Source organism: Nocardioides cynanchi, assembly GCF_008761635.1.
Lineage (GTDB): Bacteria > Actinomycetota > Actinomycetes > Propionibacteriales > Nocardioidaceae > Nocardioides > Nocardioides cynanchi.
On record NZ_CP044344.1, the window covers coordinates 2,485,968 to 2,509,037 of the forward strand.

23 protein-coding genes are annotated in these 23,070 nt (G+C 72.2%); 5 read left to right on the plus strand and 18 right to left on the minus strand.

The features are described 5' to 3' along the window. Positions 1-8: 8 nt before the first annotated feature. Positions 9-449 (minus strand): MarR family winged helix-turn-helix transcriptional regulator, encoded by a 441-nt coding sequence (locus E3N83_RS11990; RefSeq protein ID WP_238342877.1) that lies wholly within the window; start codon positions 447-449, stop codon positions 9-11. Beyond that, positions 436-2,028, minus strand: a complete 1,593-nt coding sequence (locus tag E3N83_RS11995; RefSeq protein ID WP_238342878.1) for an MDR family MFS transporter — start codon at positions 2,026-2,028, stop codon at positions 436-438. The genes E3N83_RS11990 and E3N83_RS11995 overlap by 14 nt, the downstream gene beginning before the upstream one ends. A gap of 336 nt (positions 2,029-2,364) precedes the next feature. On the opposite strand from E3N83_RS11995, the gene E3N83_RS12000 reads away from it, so the two are divergent. After that, entirely contained in the window at positions 2,365-3,033 is a 669-nt protein-coding gene (locus E3N83_RS12000; RefSeq protein ID WP_151083477.1) for an alpha/beta hydrolase, read from the plus strand. Positions 3,034-3,213: 180 nt separating this feature from the next. On the opposite strand, the gene E3N83_RS12005 is transcribed toward E3N83_RS12000, so the two are convergent. The 5 genes from E3N83_RS12005 to pdxH all read right to left on the minus strand — a co-directional run bounded on the left by E3N83_RS12005 (position 3,214) and on the right by pdxH (position 9,599). Further along, the gene (locus E3N83_RS12005; RefSeq protein WP_151083478.1) at positions 3,214-5,241 is read right to left on the minus strand and encodes an ABC transporter ATP-binding protein; all 2,028 of its coding nucleotides are present in this window, start codon (positions 5,239-5,241) and stop codon (positions 3,214-3,216) included. Next, on the minus strand, positions 5,238-6,971 hold the full coding sequence (locus E3N83_RS12010) for an ABC transporter ATP-binding protein (RefSeq protein ID WP_151083479.1): 1,734 nt from the start codon (positions 6,969-6,971) through the stop codon (positions 5,238-5,240). Before E3N83_RS12010 ends, E3N83_RS12005 begins: the two co-directional genes overlap by 4 nt. Continuing rightward, entirely contained in the window at positions 6,972-7,595 is a 624-nt protein-coding gene (locus tag E3N83_RS12015) for a TetR/AcrR family transcriptional regulator (RefSeq protein WP_151083480.1), read from the minus strand. Positions 7,596-7,735: 140 nt separating this feature from the next. After that, on the minus strand, positions 7,736-8,818 hold the full coding sequence (locus E3N83_RS12020; RefSeq protein ID WP_191907786.1) for a hypothetical protein: 1,083 nt from the start codon (positions 8,816-8,818) through the stop codon (positions 7,736-7,738). Positions 8,819-8,930: 112 nt separating this feature from the next. Further along, the gene (pdxH, locus tag E3N83_RS12025) at positions 8,931-9,599 is read right to left on the minus strand and encodes a pyridoxamine 5'-phosphate oxidase (RefSeq protein ID WP_202879212.1); all 669 of its coding nucleotides are present in this window, start codon (positions 9,597-9,599) and stop codon (positions 8,931-8,933) included. 87 nt (positions 9,600-9,686) lie between these two features. On the opposite strand from pdxH, the gene E3N83_RS12030 reads away from it, so the two are divergent. Continuing rightward, on the plus strand, positions 9,687-10,805 hold the full coding sequence (locus E3N83_RS12030; RefSeq protein WP_151083481.1) for a citrate synthase 2: 1,119 nt from the start codon (positions 9,687-9,689) through the stop codon (positions 10,803-10,805). Between the two features lie 13 nt (positions 10,806-10,818). After that, positions 10,819-11,391, plus strand: a complete 573-nt coding sequence (locus tag E3N83_RS12035; RefSeq protein ID WP_151083482.1) for a class I SAM-dependent methyltransferase — start codon at positions 10,819-10,821, stop codon at positions 11,389-11,391. A gap of 6 nt (positions 11,392-11,397) precedes the next feature. On the opposite strand, the gene E3N83_RS12040 is transcribed toward E3N83_RS12035, so the two are convergent. Both E3N83_RS12040 and E3N83_RS12045 read right to left on the minus strand, forming a co-directional pair. Beyond that, positions 11,398-11,691, minus strand: a complete 294-nt coding sequence (locus tag E3N83_RS12040) for a ribosomal protein L7/L12 (RefSeq protein WP_151083483.1) — start codon at positions 11,689-11,691, stop codon at positions 11,398-11,400. A 9-nt stretch (positions 11,692-11,700) separates the two neighbouring features. Continuing rightward, positions 11,701-12,240 carry a GNAT family N-acetyltransferase gene (locus tag E3N83_RS12045; protein WP_151083484.1) on the minus strand — a complete coding sequence of 180 codons (540 nt, stop codon included), beginning with the start codon at positions 12,238-12,240 and terminating at the stop codon, positions 11,701-11,703. Positions 12,241-12,339: 99 nt separating this feature from the next. Here E3N83_RS12045 and serC point away from each other — a divergent pair, with 99 nt between their 5' ends. Continuing rightward, positions 12,340-13,461: a phosphoserine transaminase gene (serC, locus tag E3N83_RS12050; RefSeq protein WP_151083485.1), complete on the plus strand. Its 1,122-nt coding sequence runs from the start codon at positions 12,340-12,342 to the stop codon at positions 13,459-13,461. 111 nt (positions 13,462-13,572) lie between these two features. On the opposite strand, the gene E3N83_RS12055 is transcribed toward serC, so the two are convergent. From E3N83_RS12055 to E3N83_RS12065, 3 genes are all read right to left on the minus strand, one after another. Further along, positions 13,573-14,682 (minus strand): hypothetical protein, encoded by a 1,110-nt coding sequence (locus E3N83_RS12055; protein WP_151083486.1) that lies wholly within the window; start codon positions 14,680-14,682, stop codon positions 13,573-13,575. Positions 14,683-14,849: 167 nt separating this feature from the next. Next, entirely contained in the window at positions 14,850-15,215 is a 366-nt protein-coding gene (locus E3N83_RS12060; protein ID WP_202879213.1) for a DNA polymerase ligase N-terminal domain-containing protein, read from the minus strand. Next, positions 15,208-15,705 carry an O-acetyl-ADP-ribose deacetylase gene (locus E3N83_RS12065; protein ID WP_202879214.1) on the minus strand — a complete coding sequence of 166 codons (498 nt, stop codon included), beginning with the start codon at positions 15,703-15,705 and terminating at the stop codon, positions 15,208-15,210. Before E3N83_RS12065 ends, E3N83_RS12060 begins: the two co-directional genes overlap by 8 nt. A gap of 32 nt (positions 15,706-15,737) precedes the next feature. On the opposite strand from E3N83_RS12065, the gene E3N83_RS12070 reads away from it, so the two are divergent. Next, the gene (locus E3N83_RS12070) at positions 15,738-16,595 is read left to right on the plus strand and encodes a GNAT family N-acetyltransferase (RefSeq protein ID WP_191907787.1); all 858 of its coding nucleotides are present in this window, start codon (positions 15,738-15,740) and stop codon (positions 16,593-16,595) included. Between the two features lie 3 nt (positions 16,596-16,598). Here E3N83_RS12070 and E3N83_RS12075 read toward each other — a convergent pair whose 3' ends face one another. The 6 genes from E3N83_RS12075 to E3N83_RS12100 form a co-directional block, all read right to left on the minus strand. Further along, entirely contained in the window at positions 16,599-17,606 is a 1,008-nt protein-coding gene (locus E3N83_RS12075) for a DNA topoisomerase IB (RefSeq protein ID WP_151083489.1), read from the minus strand. Positions 17,607-17,662: 56 nt separating this feature from the next. Then, positions 17,663-18,637: a hypothetical protein gene (locus E3N83_RS12080; protein ID WP_151083490.1), complete on the minus strand. Its 975-nt coding sequence runs from the start codon at positions 18,635-18,637 to the stop codon at positions 17,663-17,665. Further along, positions 18,630-19,844 carry a class I SAM-dependent methyltransferase gene (locus tag E3N83_RS12085; protein WP_151083491.1) on the minus strand — a complete coding sequence of 405 codons (1,215 nt, stop codon included), beginning with the start codon at positions 19,842-19,844 and terminating at the stop codon, positions 18,630-18,632. Before E3N83_RS12085 ends, E3N83_RS12080 begins: the two co-directional genes overlap by 8 nt. A gap of 96 nt (positions 19,845-19,940) precedes the next feature. Continuing rightward, positions 19,941-20,837: an NUDIX hydrolase gene (locus tag E3N83_RS12090; RefSeq protein ID WP_151083492.1), complete on the minus strand. Its 897-nt coding sequence runs from the start codon at positions 20,835-20,837 to the stop codon at positions 19,941-19,943. A gap of 49 nt (positions 20,838-20,886) precedes the next feature. After that, entirely contained in the window at positions 20,887-22,122 is a 1,236-nt protein-coding gene (locus E3N83_RS12095) for a geranylgeranyl reductase family protein (protein ID WP_151083493.1), read from the minus strand. A gap of 69 nt (positions 22,123-22,191) precedes the next feature. Then, positions 22,192-23,040: a DUF429 domain-containing protein gene (locus E3N83_RS12100; protein WP_151083494.1), complete on the minus strand. Its 849-nt coding sequence runs from the start codon at positions 23,038-23,040 to the stop codon at positions 22,192-22,194. Positions 23,041-23,070 lie beyond the last annotated feature (30 nt).

Below are 23,070 nucleotides of genomic sequence, written 5' to 3' on the forward strand. Positions count from 1 at the left end.
GCGCACCGTCAGTCGCGGTCCAGGGCGGCGTTGTAGCGGGCCAGGCCGGCAACGAAGCCACGCAGGTCGTCCTCCGACCACGCGCCGAGCCGTTCGTCGAGCCACTGGCGGCGCTCCACGCTGATCGACCGCATCCGGCGCACGGCGTCGGCGCTGGGCGAGACCAGCGTGGCGCGGCCGTCCGCCGGGTCCGGCTCGCGGTCGAGCAGCCCCAGCTCGACCAGGTGCTGCACCTGGCGGCTGATCGCACCCTTGTCGACCCCGAAGTGCTCCGAGAGCACCGAGGAGCGCTGCGGACCTGAGGAGACCAGGTGGCTCAGCATCAGGTACGACGCGGGCTGGAGGTCCGGGTGCACCGCCCGGGCGCGCTCGCCGATGACCCGGCGGATCCGCCGGATCAGGACCGCGACCTCCTGCTCGAGCCGGCCGAGCTCGTCAGCCCGCGACACCGACCGGCTCCTGCACATCGTCCATGACCGCCTCGTCCACGCGCTGGATCGTCGTCCGGAGCGGGACCTCGCGGATGAACAGCACGCACACCAGAGCCAGCATGGCGAACGGAGCGGCGATCAGGAAGAGATGGCCGGTGGCCTCACCGAACGCGGACTCGTAGAGCGCCCGCACCGGGGCCGGCAGCGCCGACAGGACCGGGATGTCACTGGTCTGGTGCGCGCCGCCCTGGACGCCGGTCGCCGCCAGGCCGGAGCGGACCGAGGTGGCCACCTGCGAGCTGAGCACGGCACCGAGCACCGAGACGCCGATCGAGCCGCCGAGGCTGCGGAAGAACGAGACCACGGAGCTGGCCGCGCCGAGGTCGGACTGGGCGCTGTTGTTCTGGACGGCGAGCACGAGGTTCTGCATCGCCGCACCGAGGCCGAGCCCGAGCACCGCCATCGAGGCCCCCACCTGCCACAGCGACGTGGTGGCGTCGATCAGGCTGAGCAGCAGCAGCCCGGCCACCACGAGCGCCATGCCGCCGACCAGGTAGCGCTTCCACAGCCCGGTGCGGGTGATGATCCGCCCGGTCACCATGCTCGAGAGCATCAGGCCGCCGACCATCGCGACCGTCATCAGCCCGGCGCGGGTGGGGCTCATCCCGCGGGCGAGCTGGAAGTACTGGCTGAGGTAGACCGTCGCTCCGAACATCGCGATGCCCACCATCACCGACGCCGCGGTGGCCAGGGCCGTGGTCCGGTCCCGGAAGAGCCGGAGCGGGATGATCGGCTCCACGGCGACCCGGGCCTCCACGAAGACGGCGGCGGCCAGCACGACGAGACCGAGGCCGACCAGTCCGACGCTGGTGGCCGAGCCCCAGGCGAACGACGAGCCGGCCAGGCTGACCCAGACCAGGAGCAGGCTGACGCCCGACATGATCAGGACCGCACCGAGGTAGTCGATGTGGACCTCACGTCGTACGACGGGCAGGTGCAGGGTCTTCTGCAGCACCACGAACGCCGCGGCGGCCACCGGGATGCCCACGAAGAAGCACCAGCGCCAGCCCAGGCCCGGGGTGTCGACGATCAGGCCGCCGATGAGCGGGCCGCTCACGGTCGCGGTGGCGAAGACGGCTCCGATGTAGCCGGAGTAGCGGCCGCGCTCGCGGGGCGTGACCATGCTGGCGATCACGACCTGGACCAGCGCGGTCAGGCCCCCGACGCCGATCCCCTGCACGGCGCGGGCTCCGATCAGGAAACCCATGCTCGGAGCCATCCCGGCGGCCAGCGAGCCGGCCACGTAGATGACCAGGGCGGTCTGGACCAGCAGCTTCTTGCTGAACAGGTCGGCCAGCTTGCCCCAGATCGGGGTCGAGGCCGTCATGGTGAGCAGCGTGGCGACCACCACCCACGTGTAGCCGGTCTGGCTGCCGTGCAGCGACTCGACGATCCGGGGCAGGGCGTTGGAGACCACGGTGCTGGACAGCATGGCCACGAACATGGCCAACAGCAGACCTGACAGCGCCTCGAGCACTTCGCGATGGGTCATCGGGGCCGACGGCGCGGCGGGGGACGTGGGGATCGACTGGCTCACGCAGGATCAAAGGTTGTCAGAGACAACTTTATTCCGGACTGTGACGGGACCCACCCCGCTCCTCACCGGAAATGCAGACAACCCGCAGGTGTGGCCCCGGACGGGAGCCCCTCGCGGCCGGACGTTTGGCCTCGATCACCTGCGGGCTGGGTGTCTGCGTTGGAATTGCCAGCAACACTTCGGGCTGGCCGGTTGCTGCTAGACCGCAGCCACCTCACGCGTCCTTGAAGTATTCAACTCTGGACCACCTCCTTTCCCGTGTACGACGAAACGGTAACCCCTCGCGCCAAGCGGCTCAACCGGAATTGCCGACGGGTCCGGTGGTGTTGACCCTCCATGGAGCTCGCACCCCGTCTCGTTGCCGTCCGGACGCCGCGGCAGCCCCGCGGCGTGGTGCTGGTGCTGCACGGGGGCGCCGCCCGGCGGGAGGCCGTCGCGGTGAGCCCGACCCAGCTGTCGGTGCTCCGGATGGTGCCGATCGCCCGCCGGGTGGCGCGGAGGCGGGGCCTGGCCGTCTTCCGTCTCCTCAACTCCCAGCGCGGCTGGGGCTCCGAGGACACGCCCCTGGCCGACGTCCGCTGGGCGCTGGCCGAGGTCCGGGAGCGGTACGGCGACGTGCCGGTCGTCCTGGCCGGGCACTCGCTCGGCGGACGGGCCGCGCTCCGGGCTTCCACGGAGCCCGGCGTGGTCGGCGCGGTGATGCTGAACGCCTACCTCCTGCCCGGCGACGACCGGGTCGACCCCCCGGGGCGGTTGCTCTTCGTGCACGGCACCGACGACCGGATCGCGTCGTACGCCCGCGCGCGGGCCGTCGCCGAGCAGCTGTCCCGCCGCACCGACGTCGAGTTCCGCACCGTCGAGGGCGGCAAGCACGCGATGTTGCGGCACAGCGGCACCTTCGACCGTGCCGCCGCGGACTTCTCCGCGCAGGTGCTGACCGACGACTCGCCAGCGCTCTCGCCCGCGCCGCCGGACCAGCGTGGAGCACGTGGGACCACGCCCTAGTCACCCGTCCGCGGGCTCGATCTGGATCAGGGTGTCGCGCGTCCCGGGCCGTGCTGAGGACGAAAGCGGATCACCCCGCACCAGATCGGCTGCCGCGGCGGGCTTGGAGACGCGACACCTTGATCCAGTTCGAGCTCCGCAAGCATCCGGGAACCGCGACACCCTGATCCATGTTCCGGCTCACGCGACCGCGGACTCCTCCGGCGCCACGAACTGGGCGTTGTAGAGGCGCGCGTAGGCGCCGTCGGCGGCGAGCAGCGAGTCGTGGTTGCCCTGCTCGACGATCGCGCCGTCCTCCATCACCAGGATCAGGTCGGCGTCCCGGATCGTGGAGAGCCGGTGCGCGATCACGAACGACGTGCGGTCGGTGCGCAGGGCCGCCATCGCGTGCTGGAGCAGCAGCTCGGTCCGGGTGTCCACCGAGGAGGTGGCCTCGTCGAGGATCAGCAGCTCGGGATCAGACAGGAACGCCCGGGCGATGGTGACCAGCTGCCGCTCGCCGGCCGAGAGGTTGCTGCCCTCCTCGTCGATGTGGGTGTCGTAGCCGTCGGGCAGGGAGTGCACGAAGCGGTCGACGTAGGTGGCGCGGGCGGCCTCGAGGATGTCCGCCTCGGTGGCCCCCGGCCGGCCGTAGGCGATGTTGTCGCGGATCGAGCCCTCGAACAGCCAGGTGTCCTGCAGCACCATCCCGATCTGCTCGCGCAGCGCCGAGCGGGGCATCGAAGCGATGTCGACGCCGTCCAGCGTGATCCGCCCGCGGTCCACGTCGTAGAAGCGCATCACCAGGTTGACCAGCGTGGTCTTGCCCGCACCCGTCGGCCCGACGATGGCGACGGTCTGCCCGGGGGCCGCGACCAGCGAGAGGTCCTCGATCAGCGGCCGGGTCGGGTCGTAGGAGAACGACACGTCCTCGAAGCGCACCTCGCCGTGCCGCTCACCCGCGGCGGCCGCCGACCCGGTCAGGTCCGCGTCCTGCTCGGGAGCGTCGAGCAGCTCGAAGACCCGCTCGGCGCTGGCCACGCCCGACTGGAGGAGGTTGGTCATCGACGCGAGCTGGGTCAGCGGCTGGGTGAACTGGCGGGAGTACTGGATGAACGCCTGCACGTCGCCCAGCGAGATCGAGCCGTTGGCGACCTTGAGGCCGCCCAGGACCGCGATCACCACGTAGTTGAGGTTCCCGATGAACATCATCGTCGGCATGATCAGGCCGCTCACGAACTGCGCACCGAAGGAAGCCTCGAACAGCTTGTCGTTCTCCTCAGCGAAGGTCCGCTCCACCTCCTCCTGCCGGCCGAACACCTTGACCAGCGCATGGCCGGAGAAGGTCTCCTCGATGTGCGCGTTGAGACGTCCGGTACGACGCCACTGGTCGATGAACATCCCCTGGCTGCGCTTCATCACCGCACCGGTGACCAGGATCGTGATCGGCACGGTCACCAGGGCGACCAGCGCCAGCTCCCAGGAGATCGAGAACATGAAGCCGACCACGAAGACCACGGTCAGCAGCGAGCTGAGCAGCTGGCTCATCGTCTGCTGGAGGGTCTGGCTGATGTTGTCGATGTCGTTGGTCACCCGGCTCAGCAGCTCGCCGCGCGGCTGCTGGTCGAAGTAGCTCAGCGGCAGCGCGTTCACCTTGTCCTCGACCTCGGAGCGCATCCGGAAGATCGTGCCCTGGACGACGTCGTTGAGCAGGTAGCCCTGCAGCCACGCCAGCAGCGACGCGACGACGTACACCCCGAGCACGAGCAGCAGGACGTGGCCGACCGCGGTGAAGTCGACGCCCTGCCCGACCACGAAGTGCTTCAGCGAGGCGATCATCGACGCCTGCTTGTCCTGCCCGGCCTGCTGGAGCCCCCGCACGACCTGCTGCTGGCTGGTGCCGTCGGGCACCCGGCCGCTGTCGGAAAGCTGCTTGCCGAGCACGCCGGCGAATATCAGGTCGGTGGCCCGGCCCAGGATCCGCGGACCCAGCGCCATCAGGCCGACGCTGAGCACGGCGAGGCCGAGCACGCCGTACACCTTGTGCCGCTCGGGACCGAGCCGGCGCACGAGGCGCTTGGCCGACGGCTTGAACGTGTTCGCCTTCTGTCCGACCATGCCGCCGCCGAAGGGACCACGGCCGGGCCCGCCCGGGCCGGCCTCGACCCGCTCGGTCTCCTTCAGCTTCCCCGACGTCGTGCTGCCGGTCGAGCTCGTGTCGTCGCTCATGCCGCCTCCTCCGCGCTGAGCTGGGAGGCGACGATCTCCTGGTAGGTCGCACAGTCGGCCAGCAGCTCGTGGTGGGTGCCACGGCCCACCACCGCGCCGTCCTCCATCACCAGGATCTGGTCGGCGTCGCGGATCGTGGAGACCCGCTGCGCCACGATCAGGACGGTGGAGTCACGCGTGACCGGTCGCAGCGCGGCGCGCAGCCGCGCGTCCGTGGCCAGGTCGAGCGCCGAGAAGGAGTCGTCGAACAGGTAGATCTCCGGTCGCCGGATCACGGCCCGGGCGATCGCGAGCCGCTGCCGCTGACCCCCGCTGACGTTGGTGCCGCCCTGGGTGATCGGCGCGTCGAGGCCCTCGGGCATCTCCCGGACGAACCCGTCGGCCTGCGCGATCTCGAGCGCCTCCCACAGCTCCTCGTCGGTCGCCTCCGGCTTGCCGTGCAGGAGGTTGGAGCGGACCGTCCCGGAGAACAGGTAGGCCTTCTGGGGCACCAGCCCGATCAGCGACCAGAGCAGGTCGGGCGCGAGACGTCGTACGTCGACCCCGTCGATCCGCAGGCTCCCCTGGGTGACGTCGAAGAGGCGGGGCACCAGGTTGACCAGGGTGCTCTTGCCGGCACCGGTCGAGCCGATCACCGCCACCGTCTGCCCCGGCTCGACCGACAGGGTCAGGTCGCGCAGGACGGGCGCGTCGGCGCCGGGGTAGCTGAACTCGACGCCCTCCAGCTCGAGGGTCCCGCGGCGCGGGAGGTCGGTGACCGGCTCGGTCGGCGGTGCCACCGAGGTGTCGGTCTGGAGCACCTCCATGATCCGGTCGGCGCAGACCGACGACCTCGGGATCATCATCATCATGAAGGTGCCCATCATCACCGACATCACGATCTGCATCAGGTAGGCGAGGTATGCCGTCAGCGCACCCACCTGCATCTCCCCGGACCCGACCCGATGGCCGCCGAACCACAGCACCGCCACCGAGGCGACGTTGGCCACCACCATCACGGTCGGGAACATCGCGGCCTGCCAGCGGCCCGCGCGGGTGGCGACCGCGGTGAGGTCGGCGTTGGCACCGGCGAAGCGCTGGGTCTCCAGCGGCTCGCGGACGAAGGCCCGGACCACGCGCACGCCGGTGATCTGCTCACGCAGCAGACGGTTGACCTCGTCGATGCGGGTCTGCATCAGCCGGAAGCTCGGCACCATCTTCGAGATGATGAAGGCCAGCGCGAGGGCCAGGACCGGCACGGTGACCGCGATCAGCCAGGACAGACCGAGGTCCTCGCGCATCGCCATGATCACGCCGCCCACCATCATGATCGGCGCCATCACCATCAGGGTGCAGGAGAGCAGCACCAGCATCTGCACCTGCTGGACGTCGTTGGTCTCACGGGTGATCAGGCTGGGGGCGCCGAAGTCCTGTACCTCCCGCTGGGAGAAGGTGCCGACCCGGGCGAAGATCGCGGCCCGTACGTCGCGGCCGAAACCCATCGCCGTACGCGCTCCGAACCAGACCGCGCCGATGGAGCAGGCGATCTGGAGGAAGGCGACGCCGAGCATCAGGGCACCGGTCCGGAGGATGTAGCCGGTGTCGCCGGTGACGACGCCCTTGTCGATGATGTCGGCGTTCAGGCTGGGCAGGTAGAGCGCACCCAGGGTGCCCACGAACTGCAGCGCGACGACGATCGCGAGGGGTCGGCGGTAGGTCGACAGGAACTGTCGGACGAGGCGGAGCAGCATCTAGAGGTCCTTCCGAGCGAGTACGCCGCCGAGCAGCAGGTCGGCGATCTGGTCAGCAGTGAGGGCGGGCGACATCCCCAGCTCGGGGCGGTGGGCGCCGAAGATCAGGCTGCGCAGGGCCACCGCCGCCGTACCGGGGTCGACGCTGAGCCGGTCCGCGTGCGGCTCGAAGAGTCGGGTGAGGCGGGCGTGCAGGTCGCTCTGGGCCTTGAGCACGAACGCGGGCGGGCCGTGGTCCGGTTTGCCGCCGGCGGCCTTCTCCTCGTGGAAGGCCGCGATCAGCTGCGGGCGGACCGCCATCATCACCGACATCGTCAGCCGCATCCGGTCGAGCACCCGGTCGGTGACCACGACCACCCCCTCGCGCAGGTCGGTGACGTCGGCGAGGGCGGCGTCGAAGGCCTGCTCACCGCCGGCCGGGTTCATCGCCTCCTCCGCGGCCGCGAGGAACAGGCTCCGCTTGTCGGGGAAGACCCGGAAGATCGTGCCCTCCGCGATGCCGGCCGCCTGGGCGATCTCCCGGGTCGTGAGCTCGCTCCCCCGCTCCACCAGCAGCGGGATCACCGCCTCGACGATCGCCTGCCGGCGGTCGTCGGGAGCCATCGGTCGGGCACGCGGGGTCACCCCGCGACGATAACTGAGTGACCACTCACTCACAAGCGGATTTCCGGATAGTCCGTGACGTTTGCGCCTTGTTTCGGATCGGGATGGGGCGCTTTCGTCACGGACTATCCCCGGATGCCGCTGCCCTGGCCCCGGGCCACTCAGCGGATGATCGAGTGCCGTACGTCGATCGGGCCGCGGCCGAGGTAGAAGATGCCCGGCCGGGTCTCGAACCGCTCGCTCACGTTGTCCTCGAGCGTGGACCGGTGGATGTGCAGGGTGCCGGTCCGGTCGTTGCTGACGTAGAAGATCGCCCCGCCGCCTTCTCGCGCGTGGTTGGCGCGGATCAGGGTGCCGGCCACCGTCAGCCGATAGGTGTTGCCGTCGGTGTAGATCGCTCCGCCGGAGCCTCCCCCGGGGGTGCCGGGGCTCGCCGGGTTCGCCCCGTGCCCGACCGCCCGGTTGTGCACGAACCTGCTGTTGAGCACCTGCCACGAGACGCCGATGCTGCTCAGCGCGGAGCCGTTGCTGCAGACCCCGCCGCGGAAGGTGCTGCCGACCACCCACACCGGCCGCCCGGCGTACTGGCTGAGCGCGCGCACCGCGGCACCGCCCAGGTCGGGGCCGGTGCGGTCGCAGCGGTTGTCGACGAAGCGGGTGTCGACGACCTTGAGCTGCCCGCCGCGGTCGAAGATCGCTCCGCCACCGCCACCCTCGAAGGTCTGACCAGATGAGTTGCCGGCCAGGAGCGTGAGGTGCTGGACGACGAGCCTCGGGTGCGCCTGGTCGTCGCAATGGTCGGTGGTCCAGACCTGCCGCTGGTCGCAGGTGTCCTGGTAGAGGATCCGGCGGTGGCCGCCTCCGCTCAGGGTGACCAGGCCCCCGCCGTCGATCACCACCCGTCGGCTGGTGTTGACGACCTTGGCGGTGCGCCGCATCCCGATCACGACCGGGTCCGGGCCGCAGTCGAAGGTGATCACACCACCCAGCGCCACCGCCCGGACCACCTTGCGGCTGGTGCAGCTCGCGCTGGTGCCGCTGCCGACCACGTGGTCGGGATGGCTCGTGTCGACGGCGCGTCCGGCCTTGGGCACCGGCACGTGCGCCACGCCGCGGCCACCCGAGCCGGCCCCCGCACCGCTCGGCGCCCCGCTCGACACGGCGTACGACGTGGCGACGCCAGGAAGCAAGGCCCCCAGCCCGGTCAGCACCGCCACGACCAGGGTCAGCACCGCGCGCCTCATCCCCCGACGATAGGTCCCCCATCCGGGATAGTCCGTGACGATACGCAGGTCTCCAGGCCGGAATTGCCTGCGTTTCGTCACGGACTATCCCCGGTCGGCGGGTCAGCCGGGGTCAGGGGGCGAGGCGGCGGGCGGCCCAGCCGGAGGGGTGGGCGTCGGTGTCGGCCTCGGGTCGGTAGACCAGGCGGTCGTGCATCCGGCCCGGCCGGCCCTGCCAGAACTCCACGGCGTCGGGAGCGACCCGGAAGCCGCCCCACTCGTCGGGCACCGGCACCTCGTCGGGGTACGACGCGTCCGCGGCCGCCCAGGCCGCGTCCAGCTCGGCGCGGGAGGACACCTCCCGCGACTGGTGCGAGGCGTGCGCCCCGAGCCGGGAGTTCCGCGGCCGCTGGGCGAAGTAGGCGTCGACGTCGGCGCGCGGGAGCTCGGTGGCGACGCCGTCGACGCGGACCTGCCGCTCCAGCGGGTGCCAGGGGAACAGCAGGGAGCAGTGCGGGTTCCCGCGCAGCTCGACGCCCTTGCGCGAGCCGAGGTTGGTGAAGAACACCCAGCCCTCGGGCGAGAAGCCCTTGAGCAGCACCATCCTGGCCGACGGCCGGCCGTCGCCGGAGACCGAGGCGACCACCATCGCGTTCGGCTCGTAGACCGCGGCGGCCACCGCGTCGTCGTACCACCGCTGGAACATCGCGAACGGGTCGTCCGCCAGATCGGACTCCACCAGCCCCTCGTCGGAGTACTCGCGACGCAGGTCGGCGTACTGGTCCTTCGCACCATCTCTCACACGGGCATCCAACCACCGCCCCGGGCGTGCGCGCCGTGGAGGCGGCAGGCAGAATCGACAGACGGGACGAAACGACGAAGGAGTCGCATGAGCCAGCAGCAGCCCGAGGTGCACGAGGGCCTCGAGGGCGTGGTCGCCTTCCGGACCGAGATCGCCGAGCCGGACAAGGAGGGTTCGGCGCTGCGCTACCGCGGCGTCGACATCGAGGAGATCGTCGGACGGGTCCCCTTCGAGAAGGTCTGGGGCCTCTTGGTGGACGGCACCTACGACCCCGGCCTGCCGCCCGCCGAGCCGTACAACATCGCGATCCACACCGGCGACGTCCGCGCCGACGTCCAGGCGTCGGTGGCGATGCTGGCCCCGATGCTGGGCATGGGGCAGACCTACGACATCTCCGACGAGCAGGCCCGCCTCGACCTCTCCCGGGTCGCGGTGATGGTGCTGTCGTACGCCGCCCAGTCGGCGCGCGGGCTCGGCCAGCCGATCGTCCCGCAGAGCGAGGTCGACCAGGGCCACACCCTGGCCGAGCGCTTCCTGATCCGCTGGAAGGGTGAGCCGGATCCCCGGCACGTCAAGGCGATCGACGCCTACTGGAGCTCCGCGGCCGAGCACGGCATGAACGCGTCGACGTTCACCGCCCGGGTGATCACCTCGACCGGCGCCGACGTCGCCGCGGCCTTCTCGGGCGCGATCGGCGCGATGAGCGGACCGCTGCACGGCGGCGCGCCGTCGCGGGTGCTCGGGATGATCGAGGAGGTCGAGCGCCGCGACGGCGACGCCTCCGGCTACGTCAAGGAGCTCCTCGACAACGGCGAGCGGCTGATGGGCTTCGGGCACCGCGTCTACCGCGCCGAGGACCCCCGCGCCCGGGTGCTGCGTCGTACGGCGCGCGAGCTCGACGCCCCGCGCTACGAGGTGGCCGAGGCGCTGGAGAAGGCCGCCCTGGCCGAGCTGCGCGAGCGGCGGCCCGACCGTGTGCTCGAGACCAACGTCGAGTTCTGGGCGGCCATCGTGCTCGACTTCGCCGAGGTGCCGGCCAACATGTTCACCGCGATGTTCACCTGTGCCCGCACCGGCGGCTGGTCGGCCCACATCCTGGAGCAGAAGCGCACCGGCCGGCTGATCCGGCCCAGCGCGATCTACGCCGGGCCGTCGGCGCGGCCGGCCGACTCGGTCGAGGGCTGGGACTCGGCCTGGTCTCGATGAGGGACCGGCACGCATGAACGACGACATCGCCCTGTGGGACTCCGAGGCGGCCGACTTCGACGAGCCCGCCGACCACGGCCTGCCCGACCCCGCGGTCCGCGAGCGCTGGCGCGGCCTCCTGCGGGAGCTGCTCCCGGAGGCCCCGGCCCGCGTGGCCGACCTCGGCTGCGGCACCGGCACGCTCTCCCTGCTGCTCAGCGAGGAGGGGTACGACGTCACCGGGGTCGACTTCTCCCCGGAGATGGTCCGCCGCGCCCGCGCCAAGGCGCCGGCGTTGCGGTTCGTCGAGGCCGACGCGTCTGCTCCGCCGCTGGACCCCGCGTCGTACGACGTGGTGCTGAGCCGGCACGTGCTCTGGGCGATGCCCGACCCCGCCGCGGCCCTGGGCCGCTGGCAGGACCTGCTGGCGCCCGGCGGCAGGCTCGTGCTGATCGAGGGCAGCTGGTCGACCGGGGCGGGACTGACCGGCGCGGAGACCGTCGCCCTGGTCAAGGGCCTGGGCCGCGCCGCGCAGCTGCGCCCGCTGCCCGACCCGGGCTACTGGGGGCGCGCGATCGACGACGATCGCTACGTCGTCACCGGGTAGCCGGGCTCACCAGCTCTCGACGAGGTCCTTGGCGGCCTTCAGGCTGATCCCGCTCTGCTCGCGGACGACCTTGATCGCGTCGATCTTCCGTCCGGCCGTGGCCAACGCCCTGGCCTCGGCGTAGGCGTCCGGCGCCGCGACAGCAGGTGCGGGAGCCGTGGTGGCGCCGGCCCCGCCGAGGACCGGAGCCGAGGCGCTCAGCGCAGCACTCAGCCGGGCGACCTGCTCCTCGAGCCGGCCCACCCGCGCCTGCAGGTCGAGCAGCTCGCCACGGTCCGGCGTACCTCCGAAGAGCCCCACGGCCCGAGCCTAGACCTCGCCGGACCCCAGGACGCGTCCGTAGCACCGGTTGCTGGGGTGGGCGCGGTAGTAGCCGAACGGCTCGATCCGCTCGTAGCCCGACGACTCGTAGAGCGCCATCGCCTCGGGCTGCGCGGTGCCGGTCTCGAGCAGGACGACGTCGGCCCCGGCGGTACGGGCGGTCGCCTCGAGGTGGGCCAGCATCAGGCGGGCGAGGCCGGAGCGCCTGGCTGCGGGCGCCACGTACATCCGCTTGACCTCGACCGGCCGCTGCGAGCCGAGCCGGCTGACGTCGGGACGGAAGCGCCAGCCGCCCATGGTCACCGGGGTCCCGTCGCGGTAGCCGACGTAGAACGCCCCGACCGGCGCCTCGAACTGGCCTCCGTCCATGTGGGTCAGGTCGGGGGTGCCGTAGCGCACGACGTACTCCGCCTGCACCTCGTCGTTGAGCCGCTGGGCGTCGGCCGAGGTGAACGCGACGCGCTCGAGCCGGAGCTCGGCGGCAGGGGTCACTGCGGAGCCGGCCGGTCCCGGTTGCTCGGTGCTCATCTGGTGTCCTCCCGTGGGGCCGCTGGTGCGGCCCTGTCAGACTAGTTCTCGCCGACAGCGTCGTCGGGTGGTCCCTCTTGCTCCCACGGAAGGTTGCCCATGACCGACGCCATCTCGATCCCCGAGGACCTCAAGCCGGCCGACGGTCGCTTCGGTGCCGGGCCGTCCAAGATCCAGACCGGGCACCTCGACGCCCTGGCCGCGACCGGCTCCTCCCTGATGGGCACCTCGCACCGGCAGGCCCCCGTCCGCGGCCTCGTACGCCGCATGCAGGAGGGCCTGGCGACGTTCTTCGACGCGCCCGACGGCTACGAGGTCGTGCTCGGCAACGGAGGCGCCACGGCCTTCTGGGACATCGCCACCTACGGCCTGATCCGGCAGCGCAGCCAGCACCTCTCGTTCGGTGAGTTCAGCGCCAAGTTCGCCTCCGCCGCCGCCGCGGCGCCCTGGCTGGCCGAGCCCTCGATCGTGAAGAGCGACCCGGGCACCCGGCCCGCCCCGGTCGCCGAGGAGGGCATCGACGTCTATGCCTGGGCGCACAACGAGACGTCGACCGCGGTGATGGCACCGGTACGCCGACCCGCGGGCGCCGACGACGACGCGCTGGTGCTGGTCGACGCCACCTCCGGCGCCGGCGGGCTGCCGGTCGACCTGACCGAGGCCGACGTCTACTACTTCGCGCCGCAGAAGTGCTTCGCCAGCGACGGCGGCCTCTACCTCGCCCTGATGTCGCCGGCCGCGCTGGCCCGGGCCACCGAGATCAAGGAGAGCGGCCGCCACATCCCGGCGTTCCTCGACCTGGTCACCGCCATCGACAACTCGCGGCTCAACCAGACCTACAACACCCCCTCGATCGCCACGGTCTTCCTGATGGTCGAGCAGCTGGACTGGATGAACGCCCAGGGCGGCCTGACCGGCATGGTCGAGCGGACCACCGCGTCCTCGGACGCGCTCTACGGCTGGGCCGAGAAGACGTCGTACACCACGCCGTACGTCGTCGACCCCGACGCCCGCTCGCTGGTGATCGGGACCATCGACTTCGACGAGGCCGTCGACGCCTCCGCGATCGCCGCCGCCCTGCGGGCGAACGGGATCGTGGACACCGAGCCGTACCGCAAGCTCGGCCGCAACCAGCTGCGGATCGCGATGTACCCCGCCATCGACCCGGCCGACGTCGAGGCCCTCACCGCCTGCATCGAGTACGTCGTCGACCGGCTCTGAGGGGGCGTCGGCTTCGGACGTTCACCGGGGAACACTGACGTTCTCGCGCGAAATTTCGGACGAGAACCTCAGGTTTCCCCGGTGAACCGGTGAATCCGCCTGTCGCCGCGGTCACTCGCCGGGGAGGCACCCTCCGCCCGTGGCGGCGAAGTCGCGGTTGCTGAACTCCTCCTGGGTCAGGTAGTGCCCGCCGTTGATCACCTGGTTGTAGAGCGAGCCGGCGGTGCCCTGGGTCGCGCCGAACACGTAGGCGCACTCGTCGCCGTTCTCGAAGCCGCTCGAGTCGTACCACCCGGTCGAGGTGTCCGGGTCGGTGATCGCCTCCATGATCTCGTGGCTGGTCGGGCTCACCTCGGTGTCCGCGTCGGCGTCACCGTTGGGCGTCTGCACGGCCGGGTACACGGCGTCGCTGCTGCAGGTGAAGCCGGTGTTGGAGTGGTAGACCGGGAACGGCATGTTGCCGTAGACGGCACCCGTCGGCGACTGGCTGTGATAGGCGCAGTACGCCCCGCTCTTGTGGTGGTTGATCGTGCAGAAGTTGCCCCCGCTGACGGTCGATCCCGCGAAGAAGCAGGACTCCACGTGCTTGGGCAGGAAGAGCACGTACATGTGGCCGAGGTCGCGCGGCAGCCCCCGCGCGGTGATCACCCGATCGGTCTCCGCGATCACCTGGTTGTCGTCGATGCACGAGTCGTAGCCGGTGCCGTCCGCGTAGATCCTGGAGGTGTCGTCGCCGGCCACCGTGCAGCCGTTCGCGGGCAGCGGTGCGGTGTCGTTCACCGGGGTCCCCAGCGCCATCCGGTACCGGATGGCGCCGTTGGAGCCGGAGTACTCGGTCAGCGTCGAGAACACGTTGGTGTGGGTGCCACTGGCGGCCGCCACGTTGCGCAGGTAGCCGGTCAGGATGTTGCTGTACGTCGAGGACATCGGGTGCCCCGCGGGGTGCCAGTAGATCGGGGTCACGACCACCGGACCGGTCCGTGCCGTGCCCATCATCGGGCCGCCGTGGAACAGCAGCGGCGGCGTGCCGTTCGCCGGGTCGCTGAGGTTGTGGGCCGAGCAGCCGGTCTTCGCCGACACCGCGTGGGCGATGCCCGAGAAGTGTCCGATCTTCGCCTGGCCGTGACCGGCCGATGTGCAGGCGAGCTCCGGCGAGGCCTGCCGAGTGGTGCGCGCCGAGGCGCCGGCCGCCAGCGCCGCGACCACGAGGAGACCGGACATGCCAGCCAGGATCACTGCATGGCGTCCGTGCCTCCGGAATCGTGCTGTGTTCACGATGTCCTCCGATTCATGCCGGCGCGCCCGGGTCGTCCTGCTCGGAACCTCCCGACACGACCCTGGGAAAAGGCGTGCGGCTGAGGTCACCCTCCGCCCGGCCTGCCCGGGTGTCAATGGCCCGGCGGCTGGGCCTTGGTCAGGTGGAGCAGCCAGTCGCTGCCGGTTTCGATCAGGGCGTAGCGCCGTGAGGCCGAGCGCCCGTGCAGCACGAACACGAAGCGCCGGTCGGTGCGGTCCTCGAGCTCCCACCAGCCGGTGTCGGCGATCGCCTTCGTCGCATCGGTGTACGTCGCGTGGTCCAGGTCGTGGTCGGAGACGGCCACCGCCAGCCGGTCGGTCCCGGGGTCGGTGGGCAGGCCCTTCGGCACCGCCCACGAGCGCAGCACGCCCTGCTCCTCCAGTCGGAGGTCGAAGTGCGGCTGCGGCTTGCGGTGGTCGTGCAGCACGAAGACCGGCCGGTCCTGCGCGTCAGGCACGGCTCGCCGCCACCAGCACGTCGTACATCTCGCGGCCGAAGGCCACCAGCCGCGCTTCGGCCACCCGGGTCGGCGTCGACCTCAGCGTGTCGACGGCCACCGCGACCGCGTCGTCCAGCGGCCACGCGTAGACGCCGGCACTGACCAGCGGGAAGGCGACCGACCGCGCCCCGAGCTCGTCGGCGACCGCCAGCGCCCGGGCGTAGCAGGAGACCAGCAGCGAACGGTCGCGCTCGCCGCGTCCGTAGTTCGGCCCGACCACGTGGATCACCCAGCGCGCCGGCAGTGCACCCGCGGTGGTCCAGCCCGCCTCCCCGGTCGCGAGCCCGTGCGGAAAGCGCGCGATGCAGTCCTCGAGGACCGCCCGACCACCCGCCCGATGGATCGCCCCGTCGACGCCGCCGCCACCGCGCATCCCCCGGTTCGCCGCGTTCACCACGGCATCGACGTCCTGCGTGGTGATGTCACCCTCGACCACGGTGAGCTCCATGGACCCCATCGTTCCCCAGGAGGATGACGGCCATGCCCCGGCTGCGGGAAGGTGCCGACATGGAAGCGAGCCCCGAGTGGTCCGACCTGGCCGAGTGCACCGAGGCGGTGGCGCTGCGCCGGATGATGACCGACCAGCCGGCCGAGGTCGGCGCCCTGCTGGGGATCAGCGCCGCGCCACTGGCCGACGGCGTCCACACGGTCGTGGTCCGGGACCCGATGTGGGGCTACTGGAACAAGGCCCTCGGCTTCTGCGAGACCCTCACCGACGAGACGGTCGCGGAAGCCGTCGGCCGGGCACGTACCGAGGGTGTGGCGGTGTTCGCCCTCCAGGTCCAGCCGCGGGCCCTCCCGGACGACTGGGACGCCCTCGTCGCCGGCCACGGCCTGACCGAGGGCACGATGTTCGTCAAGTGCTTCGGCCCGGCCGGGCCGCGCGCCGTCGAGACCGACCTCAGGATCGAGCGGCTCGGGCCCGAGCACGCCGAGGAGTTCACCGACGTGATGGCGACCGGCTTCGGCTTCGAGGCCGGCCCGGAGGCGCACGCGCTCTTCGACGGGCCGCACTTCTTCGACGGCGACTGGGCGTCGTACGGCGCCTACGACGGTGACCGGCTCGTCGGGGTGGCCCGGATGCTCGCCGTCGAGGAGACCGGCTCGGTCGCGCTGTTCGGCGCGGCGACCCTGCCCGCTGCTCGCGGGCGCGGGGCCCAGGCGGCATTGCTCGACGTCCGGATCCGGGAGGCGCGGGACCGCGGGCTGCGCTTCGCCTCCGCCGAGACCTGGCTGGAGAGCCCGGGGAACCCCAACCCGTCCCAGCACAACATGCGCCGGGCCGGCCTGACCGAGGTGCACACCCGGCCCAACTGGGTGTGGCGCGCCGAGGACTGAGGCTCAGGCCTCGCGGAGCAGCTTCAGCACGGCCCGCTCGAGGATCGTCTGCCGCTCGTCGGGCGACGCCGCCTTGCGCCGGGTCGCGGCCCGGATCGTGCGCCCCTCCTGGTAGGCGTCCACGACGCGCGGGTCGACGTACGACGCCCGGGCCAGCGCCGGGGTGTTGCCGAGATACTCCGCGACCTCCTTCATCGCGGTGACCTCGGCGCGCTTGCGTGAGGCGGCGGTGTCGCCGGGCTCGCTGCTCTCGGCCAGCGAGGCGGCAGCGATCACCGTCGCGTGCCAGGTCCGGAAGTCCTTCGCGGTGGCCTCGATCCCCGTCGTACGCCGGATGTAGTCGTTGACGTGACCCGAGTCGAGGTCCTGCCAGGCGCGGCCCTGCTTCCAGGCGAGCAGCTCCTCGTCGATCGGTCCGCGGCGCTTGCGCATCACCTCCAGGGCCTGCACGGTCGGCGGGTCCTCGATGGTGATGCAGTGCTCGATGCCCGACTTGCCGACGAAGCAGAAGACCATCGACGAGCCACGCTTGCGGACGTGTTCCCTCCGCAGCGTGGTCAGCCCGAAGCTGCCGTTCTCCTCGGCGTACACGTCGTTGCCGATCCGGAAGTAGCCGAGGTCGAGCAGGCGGACGGCGACCGCGCACGCGCGGTCCTGGCTCATCCCCTCCGTGCCGAGGTCGATCACCACCTGCTCGCGCGCCTTGGACAGCACCCGGCCGAAGCCGAGCACCCGCGCGTGCTTGGCCGCGTCACGCTGGACGCGCCACGCGGGGTGGTAGAGGTACTGCCGCCGACCGGCCACGTCGGTGCCGACGGCCTGGAGGTGGCCGTTGGGCCAGGGACAGATCCAGACGTCGGTCCAGGCGGGCGGGATCACCAGGCCACGGGCGCGCTCGGCGTCCTCGTCGGGGAGCCGGGCTCCGTGCTCGTCGAGGTAGACGAAACCCCGGCCCGCGCGACGGCGGGTCCAGCCGCGGTCGTCGGGCGAGCTCCTCCGCAACCGCGCCATGAGGTCAGGCTAGCCAGCGTTCGCCGGCCCGCCCTCACCCCGAAGGGGCCGTTCGGTCAGCGCGGTCGCAGGGCCCGCACCAGCACGAGCAGGGCTCCCAGGGTTACCAGCCCACCGACCGCCCAGGGCCAGGCGCTGCGGGTCGCGTCCGAGCTCTCCGAGCCCGGCGTGGATGTGGCGCTGCTGCCGGGAGACGGCGAGGGTGACGGGCCGGCCGGCGCCACGGCACGTCGTACGTCGTGGGGCAGGGACACCCGGAGCACCGGCGCACGCGCCCCTTCCGACGACACGTAGACGCTGCCGTCCGCTGCCACCGCGATGCCCTCGCCCTGGCGCTGCGCCGGCAGGGGGAACGACGCGACCTCGCGCAGCGACGGCCAGTCGTAGACCGTGGCCGAGGTGTAGTCGCGCACCACGAGGTGCCGCCCGTCGGGGAAGAACGACCCGTCGGTGGCGACCGGCAGCACCTGGCCGACCTTGTGCAGATGGTTCACCGCGGTGGCCGACAGCTGCGCCGGTACGGCGTACACCTCGCCGCCGAAGAGGCCCTTCGTGGCCAGGTAGAGGCGGCCGCTGACCGGGTTGCGGAGCAACGTCTCGGCGTCGTGGGCGCCGTCGGGGTAGGCCAGCCGGTAGGTCGTCGGCTGCACGGTGCGCTCACCCCGACCGACCGGCACCCGGGTGATCGAGACGGTGGACCGCTCGGCCAGGTTGTCGCCGATGTCGCCGACCCAGACCTCACCCGGACCGGCCGGGGCCAGTGCCTCGCAGTCGGTGGGGTCGGTGGACCAGTGGGTGACGCCGACGGTGCGGCCGTCCGGGGCCACGGCGAAGACCCGCCCGCTGTCGCCGGAGTCGTTGGTGGTCAGGAACAGCCCGTCCTCGACGACCAGGGCACTGGCCTCGACGATCGCGGGGTCACGGAAGGTGAAGACCCGGTCGGCGGGGGTCCCCGAGGCGCTGGCGATCCCGAGCACGAAGGGTGCCGCGAGGAGCAGGCCGACCCAGGCCGGGCGCGGCCGGCTACCCATCGCTCCGCGGGCCACCCAGCAGCTCACCCAGACGAGGGCTGACCCCCCAGGTCGTCACCAGCTCGTCGTACGCCTCACGCGCGGCGCCGCCATCGGCGGGCCGCCCGGTGCGGACCGCCCGCAGCAGGGTGTTGCGCGGCGTGTGCTGGCTGCCGACGAACTGCATGACGTCCACGCGGTAGCCCGCCAGCCGCAGCAGCGAGGCCCGCAGGCCGTCGGTCAGGGTGTCGGCGAACCGCTCCCGGAGGATGCCGTGCCGAGTCAGTGCGGCGTACGGCGCGGGCGTCGGGGTGCGCCGCAGCTGGGCCGCGATGTCGTGGTGGCAGCACGGGGCGGCCAGCACCAGCGGGGTCTCCCACTCGACCGCCCGGGCCAGGGCGTCGTCCGTGGCGGTGTCGCAGGCGTGCAGCGCCAGCACGACGTCGGGACGACGGTCGAGGGTCACCTCGCCGATCGGGGCCGCCACGAACGTCGCGTCGACGCCGAGCTCGGCCGCGATCACACTGTTGTGGTCGCGCGACTGTTCGCGCTGGTCGACCCCGGTGAGGTGCACGGGCAGTCCGCGCTCGTGGCTCAGGAACCGCTCGGTGACAAAGGTCAGGTAGGCGTTGCCGCAGCCCAGGTCGACCACCCGCAGCGGGTCGTCGGCCGTCGGCCGGCGCAGGTGGCCCTTGTCCATCGCGTCGGAGATCGAGGCGTCGAGGATCCGGAGGAACTCCTCGACCTGGCGGTACTTCCCCTGCCGGCTCGGCTTCATCCGGCCCTCGTGGTCGCTGAGGCCCAGCGCCCGGAACACCGGGTCGCTCTCCGGCAGCAGCCGCGCCTTGTCGCGGTCGTGGGTCGCGTCCTGCTCGGCGACCTGCGCCCGCGTGTGCACGATCGCGTCGAGCTTCTTGGTCACCCGGAGCTGGTGGGTCTCGGTGGTGGTCTCGACGTGCCAGTTGCCGAACGACTCCCCCAGCAGACCGTCGACCGCGGCTGCGGCCGCCTCGCCCACCGCGTGGTTGGCGGTGTGGGCCTGCGCCTCGTCGTACGTGGTGACCTGGAGGTGCCGGCCGGCCGACAGGTCGACGTAGCGCAGCTCGGCGCGGCGCCAGGGCGGCCGGGTGCCCTTCTGCCGGCCGGACGCGACCGCGCGGACCAGGGTCTGCTCCCCGAGGATCGCGGCCCGCATCCGGGCCAGGGCGCCGGAGAGGGGCTCGGTCATCCGCGGACCACCGACGCGACCACGACGATCAGCAGCAGGCCGACCAGCGCCACGGGGATGACGAGTCGACGGTGGCGGGGGTTCACCCGGCCGAGTCTAGAGAGCGGACCGTCGGGCGTCGGCGGCGAGCGCCGCGCGGACGACGTCGAGCACCGGTCGCCGGCCCGCGTCGAGGTCGGCGAGGGGGACCCACTCCACGGCGTCGGTGGTGCCGTCGACCTCGGCCACCCGTGGCTCGGCGTGGGGCGAGACGCTCGCCCGGAACAGCAGGTGCACCCCGTGGAAGTCCTCGAAACGGCCCGACGGTGCGACGCCGCCGAAGTGCAGGTCGTGCACGTCGAGCACCTCGCCGACCTCGCAGTCGACGCCGCACTCCTCTCGCACCTCACGGGCCAGCCCCGCACGCGGCGACTCCCCGTGGTCGAGGCCGCCGCCGGGCAGCGTCCAGGAGCCGGAGTGGTAGCCGCGCTCGGAGATCCGGGTCAGCAGCACCGAGTCGTCGCGCCGGATCAGCGCGTAGACACCGATCCGCTGGAGCTGGAACGACGCATGGTCGGCGAGCGCCTCGAGCACCACGTCGGTGACCGGCAGCTCCGAGGAGAGCACGTCGGCGACCGGGTGCCACTCGGCGGCGACCGTGGAGCCACCGACCTCCACCACCCGCGGCGACGGGGCGTCGGACGGCACCCACGCGTCGTACACGATCCGGAGCGCCTGGTAGTTCCAGCGTCGGCCCTGGCGCCACATCGACGGCAGATGGGCGGAGTAGACGCGGGCCGTGCTCCCGATCTCCACCTCGAGGCCGGTCTCCTCGCGGACCTCCCGGACCAGGGCGTCGCGTGGGTCCTCGCCGTGGTCGAGGCCGCCGCCGGGCAGGTGCCACTTCTCCTCGGCCGAGATCCGCTTCGCCAGACGGGTCAGCAGGATCCGGTCGTCGCGGAGGATCAGTGCGTACGCCGCGACCCGCTGCAGCTTCGGCAGGTGCTTGGGCATCGGTCGCTTTCGGGGACGAGGGACGGGCCCATCCTTGCAAACGACCCGGTCAGCTGAACGGCGGGCGCGCGTCCCGGGCGTGGGAGTGTCGGCCAGCCCAGCGCCAGACCCGGGCGGCGCGGTCACGGTCCTCGTCGGTGACCAGGTTGCCCATCCAGCGCAGCGCCAGGGTCATCATCCAGTCCGAGCGCATCCCGGCCGGGCCGAGCGTGGCCAGGACCCGGGGCACGGTGACCAGCCCCGCCAGCCGGCGCGCGATCGAGAACGACTCGCCGTAGTGGTGAGTAAGCGTCGCCGGCCACGCCGTCTCGAGGTCGGCGCCGTCGGCGATCAGCTCGGCGACCAGCCGGCCGCCCTCGAGGCCGTAGTCGATCCCCTCGCCGTTGAGGGGGTTCACGCAGGCGGCCGCGTCGCCGACCAGCGCCCAGTTGGGCCCGGCGATGCCGGTGACCGCGCCGCCCATCGGGAGCAGGGCGCTGGTGGGCGCCCGGAGCTCGTCGCCGAGGCCGAACGGCGCGCGCTGCTGGTCGGCGTACGACGTCATCAGGTCGCGGACCTTGAGGTTGGCGGGTCGCTTGGCGGTGGCCAGGGTGCCGACGCCGAGGTTCATCTCGCCGTTGCCGAGGGGGAACAGCCAGCCGTAGCCGGAGAGCACCTCGCCCTGGTCGCCGCGCAGCTCGAGGTGGGAGGAGATCCACGGGTCGTCGGACATCGTCGAGGTGACGTAGCTGCGCCCGGCCACGCCGTACACCGTGTCGCGGTGCCACTCGCGGCCGAGCACCTTGCCGAGCGGGGAGCGGACCCCGTCGGCCACGATCAGTCGGCGGCAGTCCACCTCGACGGTCTCGTCGCCGCGCCGGAAGACCACCGTGGTGACCCGGCCCGCCTCGCGTCGGACGTCGACCGCGCGGACGCCGTCCAGGGCGCGTGCGCCGGCCTTGATCGCCGTCGTCCGCAGGTGGTCGTCGAGCTCGGTGCGGGCCACCGCCGAGCCCCAGTTGGGCAGCGTGCCGCCCGGCCAGGGCAGCAGGATGGTCTGGCCGAAGCCGTGCGCGCGCAGACCCTGGCTGACCACGTGGGCCCGAAGCCAGTCACCGAGGCCGAGCCGCTCCAGCTCGCCGATCGCGCGCGGGGTCAGGCCGTCGCCGCAGGTCTTGTCGCGCGGGAAGACGGCCGCGTCGGTGAGCAGCACGTCGATCCCGTGCCGGGCCAGCCAGGCCGCCGTACCCGACCCGGACGGGCCCGCCCCGACCACCAGCACGTCGGTCTGCTCGCGCGCGGTCATGGCCCGATTCTCTCAGGGCCCCGGCTGCCCTCCCCAATCGAGGCCGGTCGCGATGGTCGGCGGAGGATCTCAGACCCAGATCGCCGCGGGGATGCCGTCGGCGAGGGTCTCGGGCGGGTCGGGGAGGGAGTCGGCGAGGTTGGTCGCCACGCGGCGGGCACTCCAGGCGACGGCGCAGGCGTCGGCCAGGTCGTCGGCGCCGTAGCCCTGCTTGGCGACGTACGGCGGGCATGTCACGCCGGCGCCGCGCAGTGCGTCCAACCGGGCCTGGTGGCCCGCGGACGTCCGCTTGGACAGCACGACGCAGGCGGGGTCCATCGCGGCGAAGCTCACCTCGGGGTGCACCTCGACGATCCGCCACGACTTCGGGGAGCGGACGTAGGCGTCGACCTCGAGGATCTTCGGGACCAGGTGGAACGCCTGGACGCTGAGCCCGACGCCCACGGCCTCGCGGTTGGCGGCGCTGGCCTCCGGGTGGCTCGTCGCAGCCACGGCGGCTCGCGACGGGGCCGGGAACACCGACGACTTCCGGCCACGGGGCAGCCTGGTCCGCGCCATCACGTCGGCCTGCCGGGGCGCCGCGTCCGGCAGCCCGATCGGGATGTCGATGCCGACCACGGCCAGCTCCGGGCAGGCCAGGTGGGCGGCGGTCACGAGGTCGCCGATCGTGGCGCCCACCATCGCGGTGGCCGTCTCGCCCTCGAGGAGCACGCCGACCCACCCCGCCCGGCAGCCGTCGACGCCGAGCACCACGCCGCCGTACGGCGCCGGGCCGGGGCCGGAGGCAGCGATCGCCTGGGCCCGCTCCAGCAGGTCACCGACGGCCGTGTCGACGGCCAGCACCGCCTTGCCGATCGCGCCGGCCACCCAGCCGAGCGCGGCGGAGACATCGTCGACGGCGCTCTTGTCCCCGGTCATCCCGACATTGGACCACGGCGACGCGTCCGG

Bases quoted from the DNA above. Each gene is read 5' to 3' on its own strand.
- E3N83_RS12090 (WP_151083492.1), bottom strand. From the start codon at position 20,837: ATGCCCAAGCACCTGCCGAAGCTGCAGCGGGTCGCGGCGTACGCACTG.
- E3N83_RS12055 (WP_151083486.1), bottom strand. From the start codon at position 14,682: ATGTCCGGTCTCCTCGTGGTCGCGGCGCTGGCGGCCGGCGCCTCGGCG.
- E3N83_RS12005 (WP_151083478.1), bottom strand. From the start codon at position 5,241: ATGAGCGACGACACGAGCTCGACCGGCAGCACGACGTCGGGGAAGCTG.
- E3N83_RS12000 (WP_151083477.1), top strand. From the start codon at position 2,365: ATGGAGCTCGCACCCCGTCTCGTTGCCGTCCGGACGCCGCGGCAGCCC.
- E3N83_RS12010 (WP_151083479.1), bottom strand. From the start codon at position 6,971: ATGCTGCTCCGCCTCGTCCGACAGTTCCTGTCGACCTACCGCCGACCC.
- E3N83_RS12045 (WP_151083484.1), bottom strand. From the start codon at position 12,240: ATGAGCACCGAGCAACCGGGACCGGCCGGCTCCGCAGTGACCCCTGCC.
- E3N83_RS12035 (WP_151083482.1), top strand. From the start codon at position 10,819: ATGAACGACGACATCGCCCTGTGGGACTCCGAGGCGGCCGACTTCGAC.
- E3N83_RS12070 (WP_191907787.1), top strand. From the start codon at position 15,738: ATGCCCCGGCTGCGGGAAGGTGCCGACATGGAAGCGAGCCCCGAGTGG.
- E3N83_RS12030 (WP_151083481.1), top strand. From the start codon at position 9,687: ATGAGCCAGCAGCAGCCCGAGGTGCACGAGGGCCTCGAGGGCGTGGTC.
- serC (WP_151083485.1), top strand. From the start codon at position 12,340: ATGACCGACGCCATCTCGATCCCCGAGGACCTCAAGCCGGCCGACGGT.
- E3N83_RS12085 (WP_151083491.1), bottom strand. From the start codon at position 19,844: ATGACCGAGCCCCTCTCCGGCGCCCTGGCCCGGATGCGGGCCGCGATC.
- E3N83_RS12100 (WP_151083494.1), bottom strand. From the start codon at position 23,040: ATGACCGGGGACAAGAGCGCCGTCGACGATGTCTCCGCCGCGCTCGGC.
- E3N83_RS12075 (WP_151083489.1), bottom strand. From the start codon at position 17,606: ATGGCGCGGTTGCGGAGGAGCTCGCCCGACGACCGCGGCTGGACCCGC.
- E3N83_RS12020 (WP_191907786.1), bottom strand. From the start codon at position 8,818: ATGAGGCGCGCGGTGCTGACCCTGGTCGTGGCGGTGCTGACCGGGCTG.
- E3N83_RS12065 (WP_202879214.1), bottom strand. From the start codon at position 15,705: ATGGAGCTCACCGTGGTCGAGGGTGACATCACCACGCAGGACGTCGAT.
- E3N83_RS12080 (WP_151083490.1), bottom strand. From the start codon at position 18,637: ATGGGTAGCCGGCCGCGCCCGGCCTGGGTCGGCCTGCTCCTCGCGGCA.
- E3N83_RS12095 (WP_151083493.1), bottom strand. From the start codon at position 22,122: ATGACCGCGCGCGAGCAGACCGACGTGCTGGTGGTCGGGGCGGGCCCG.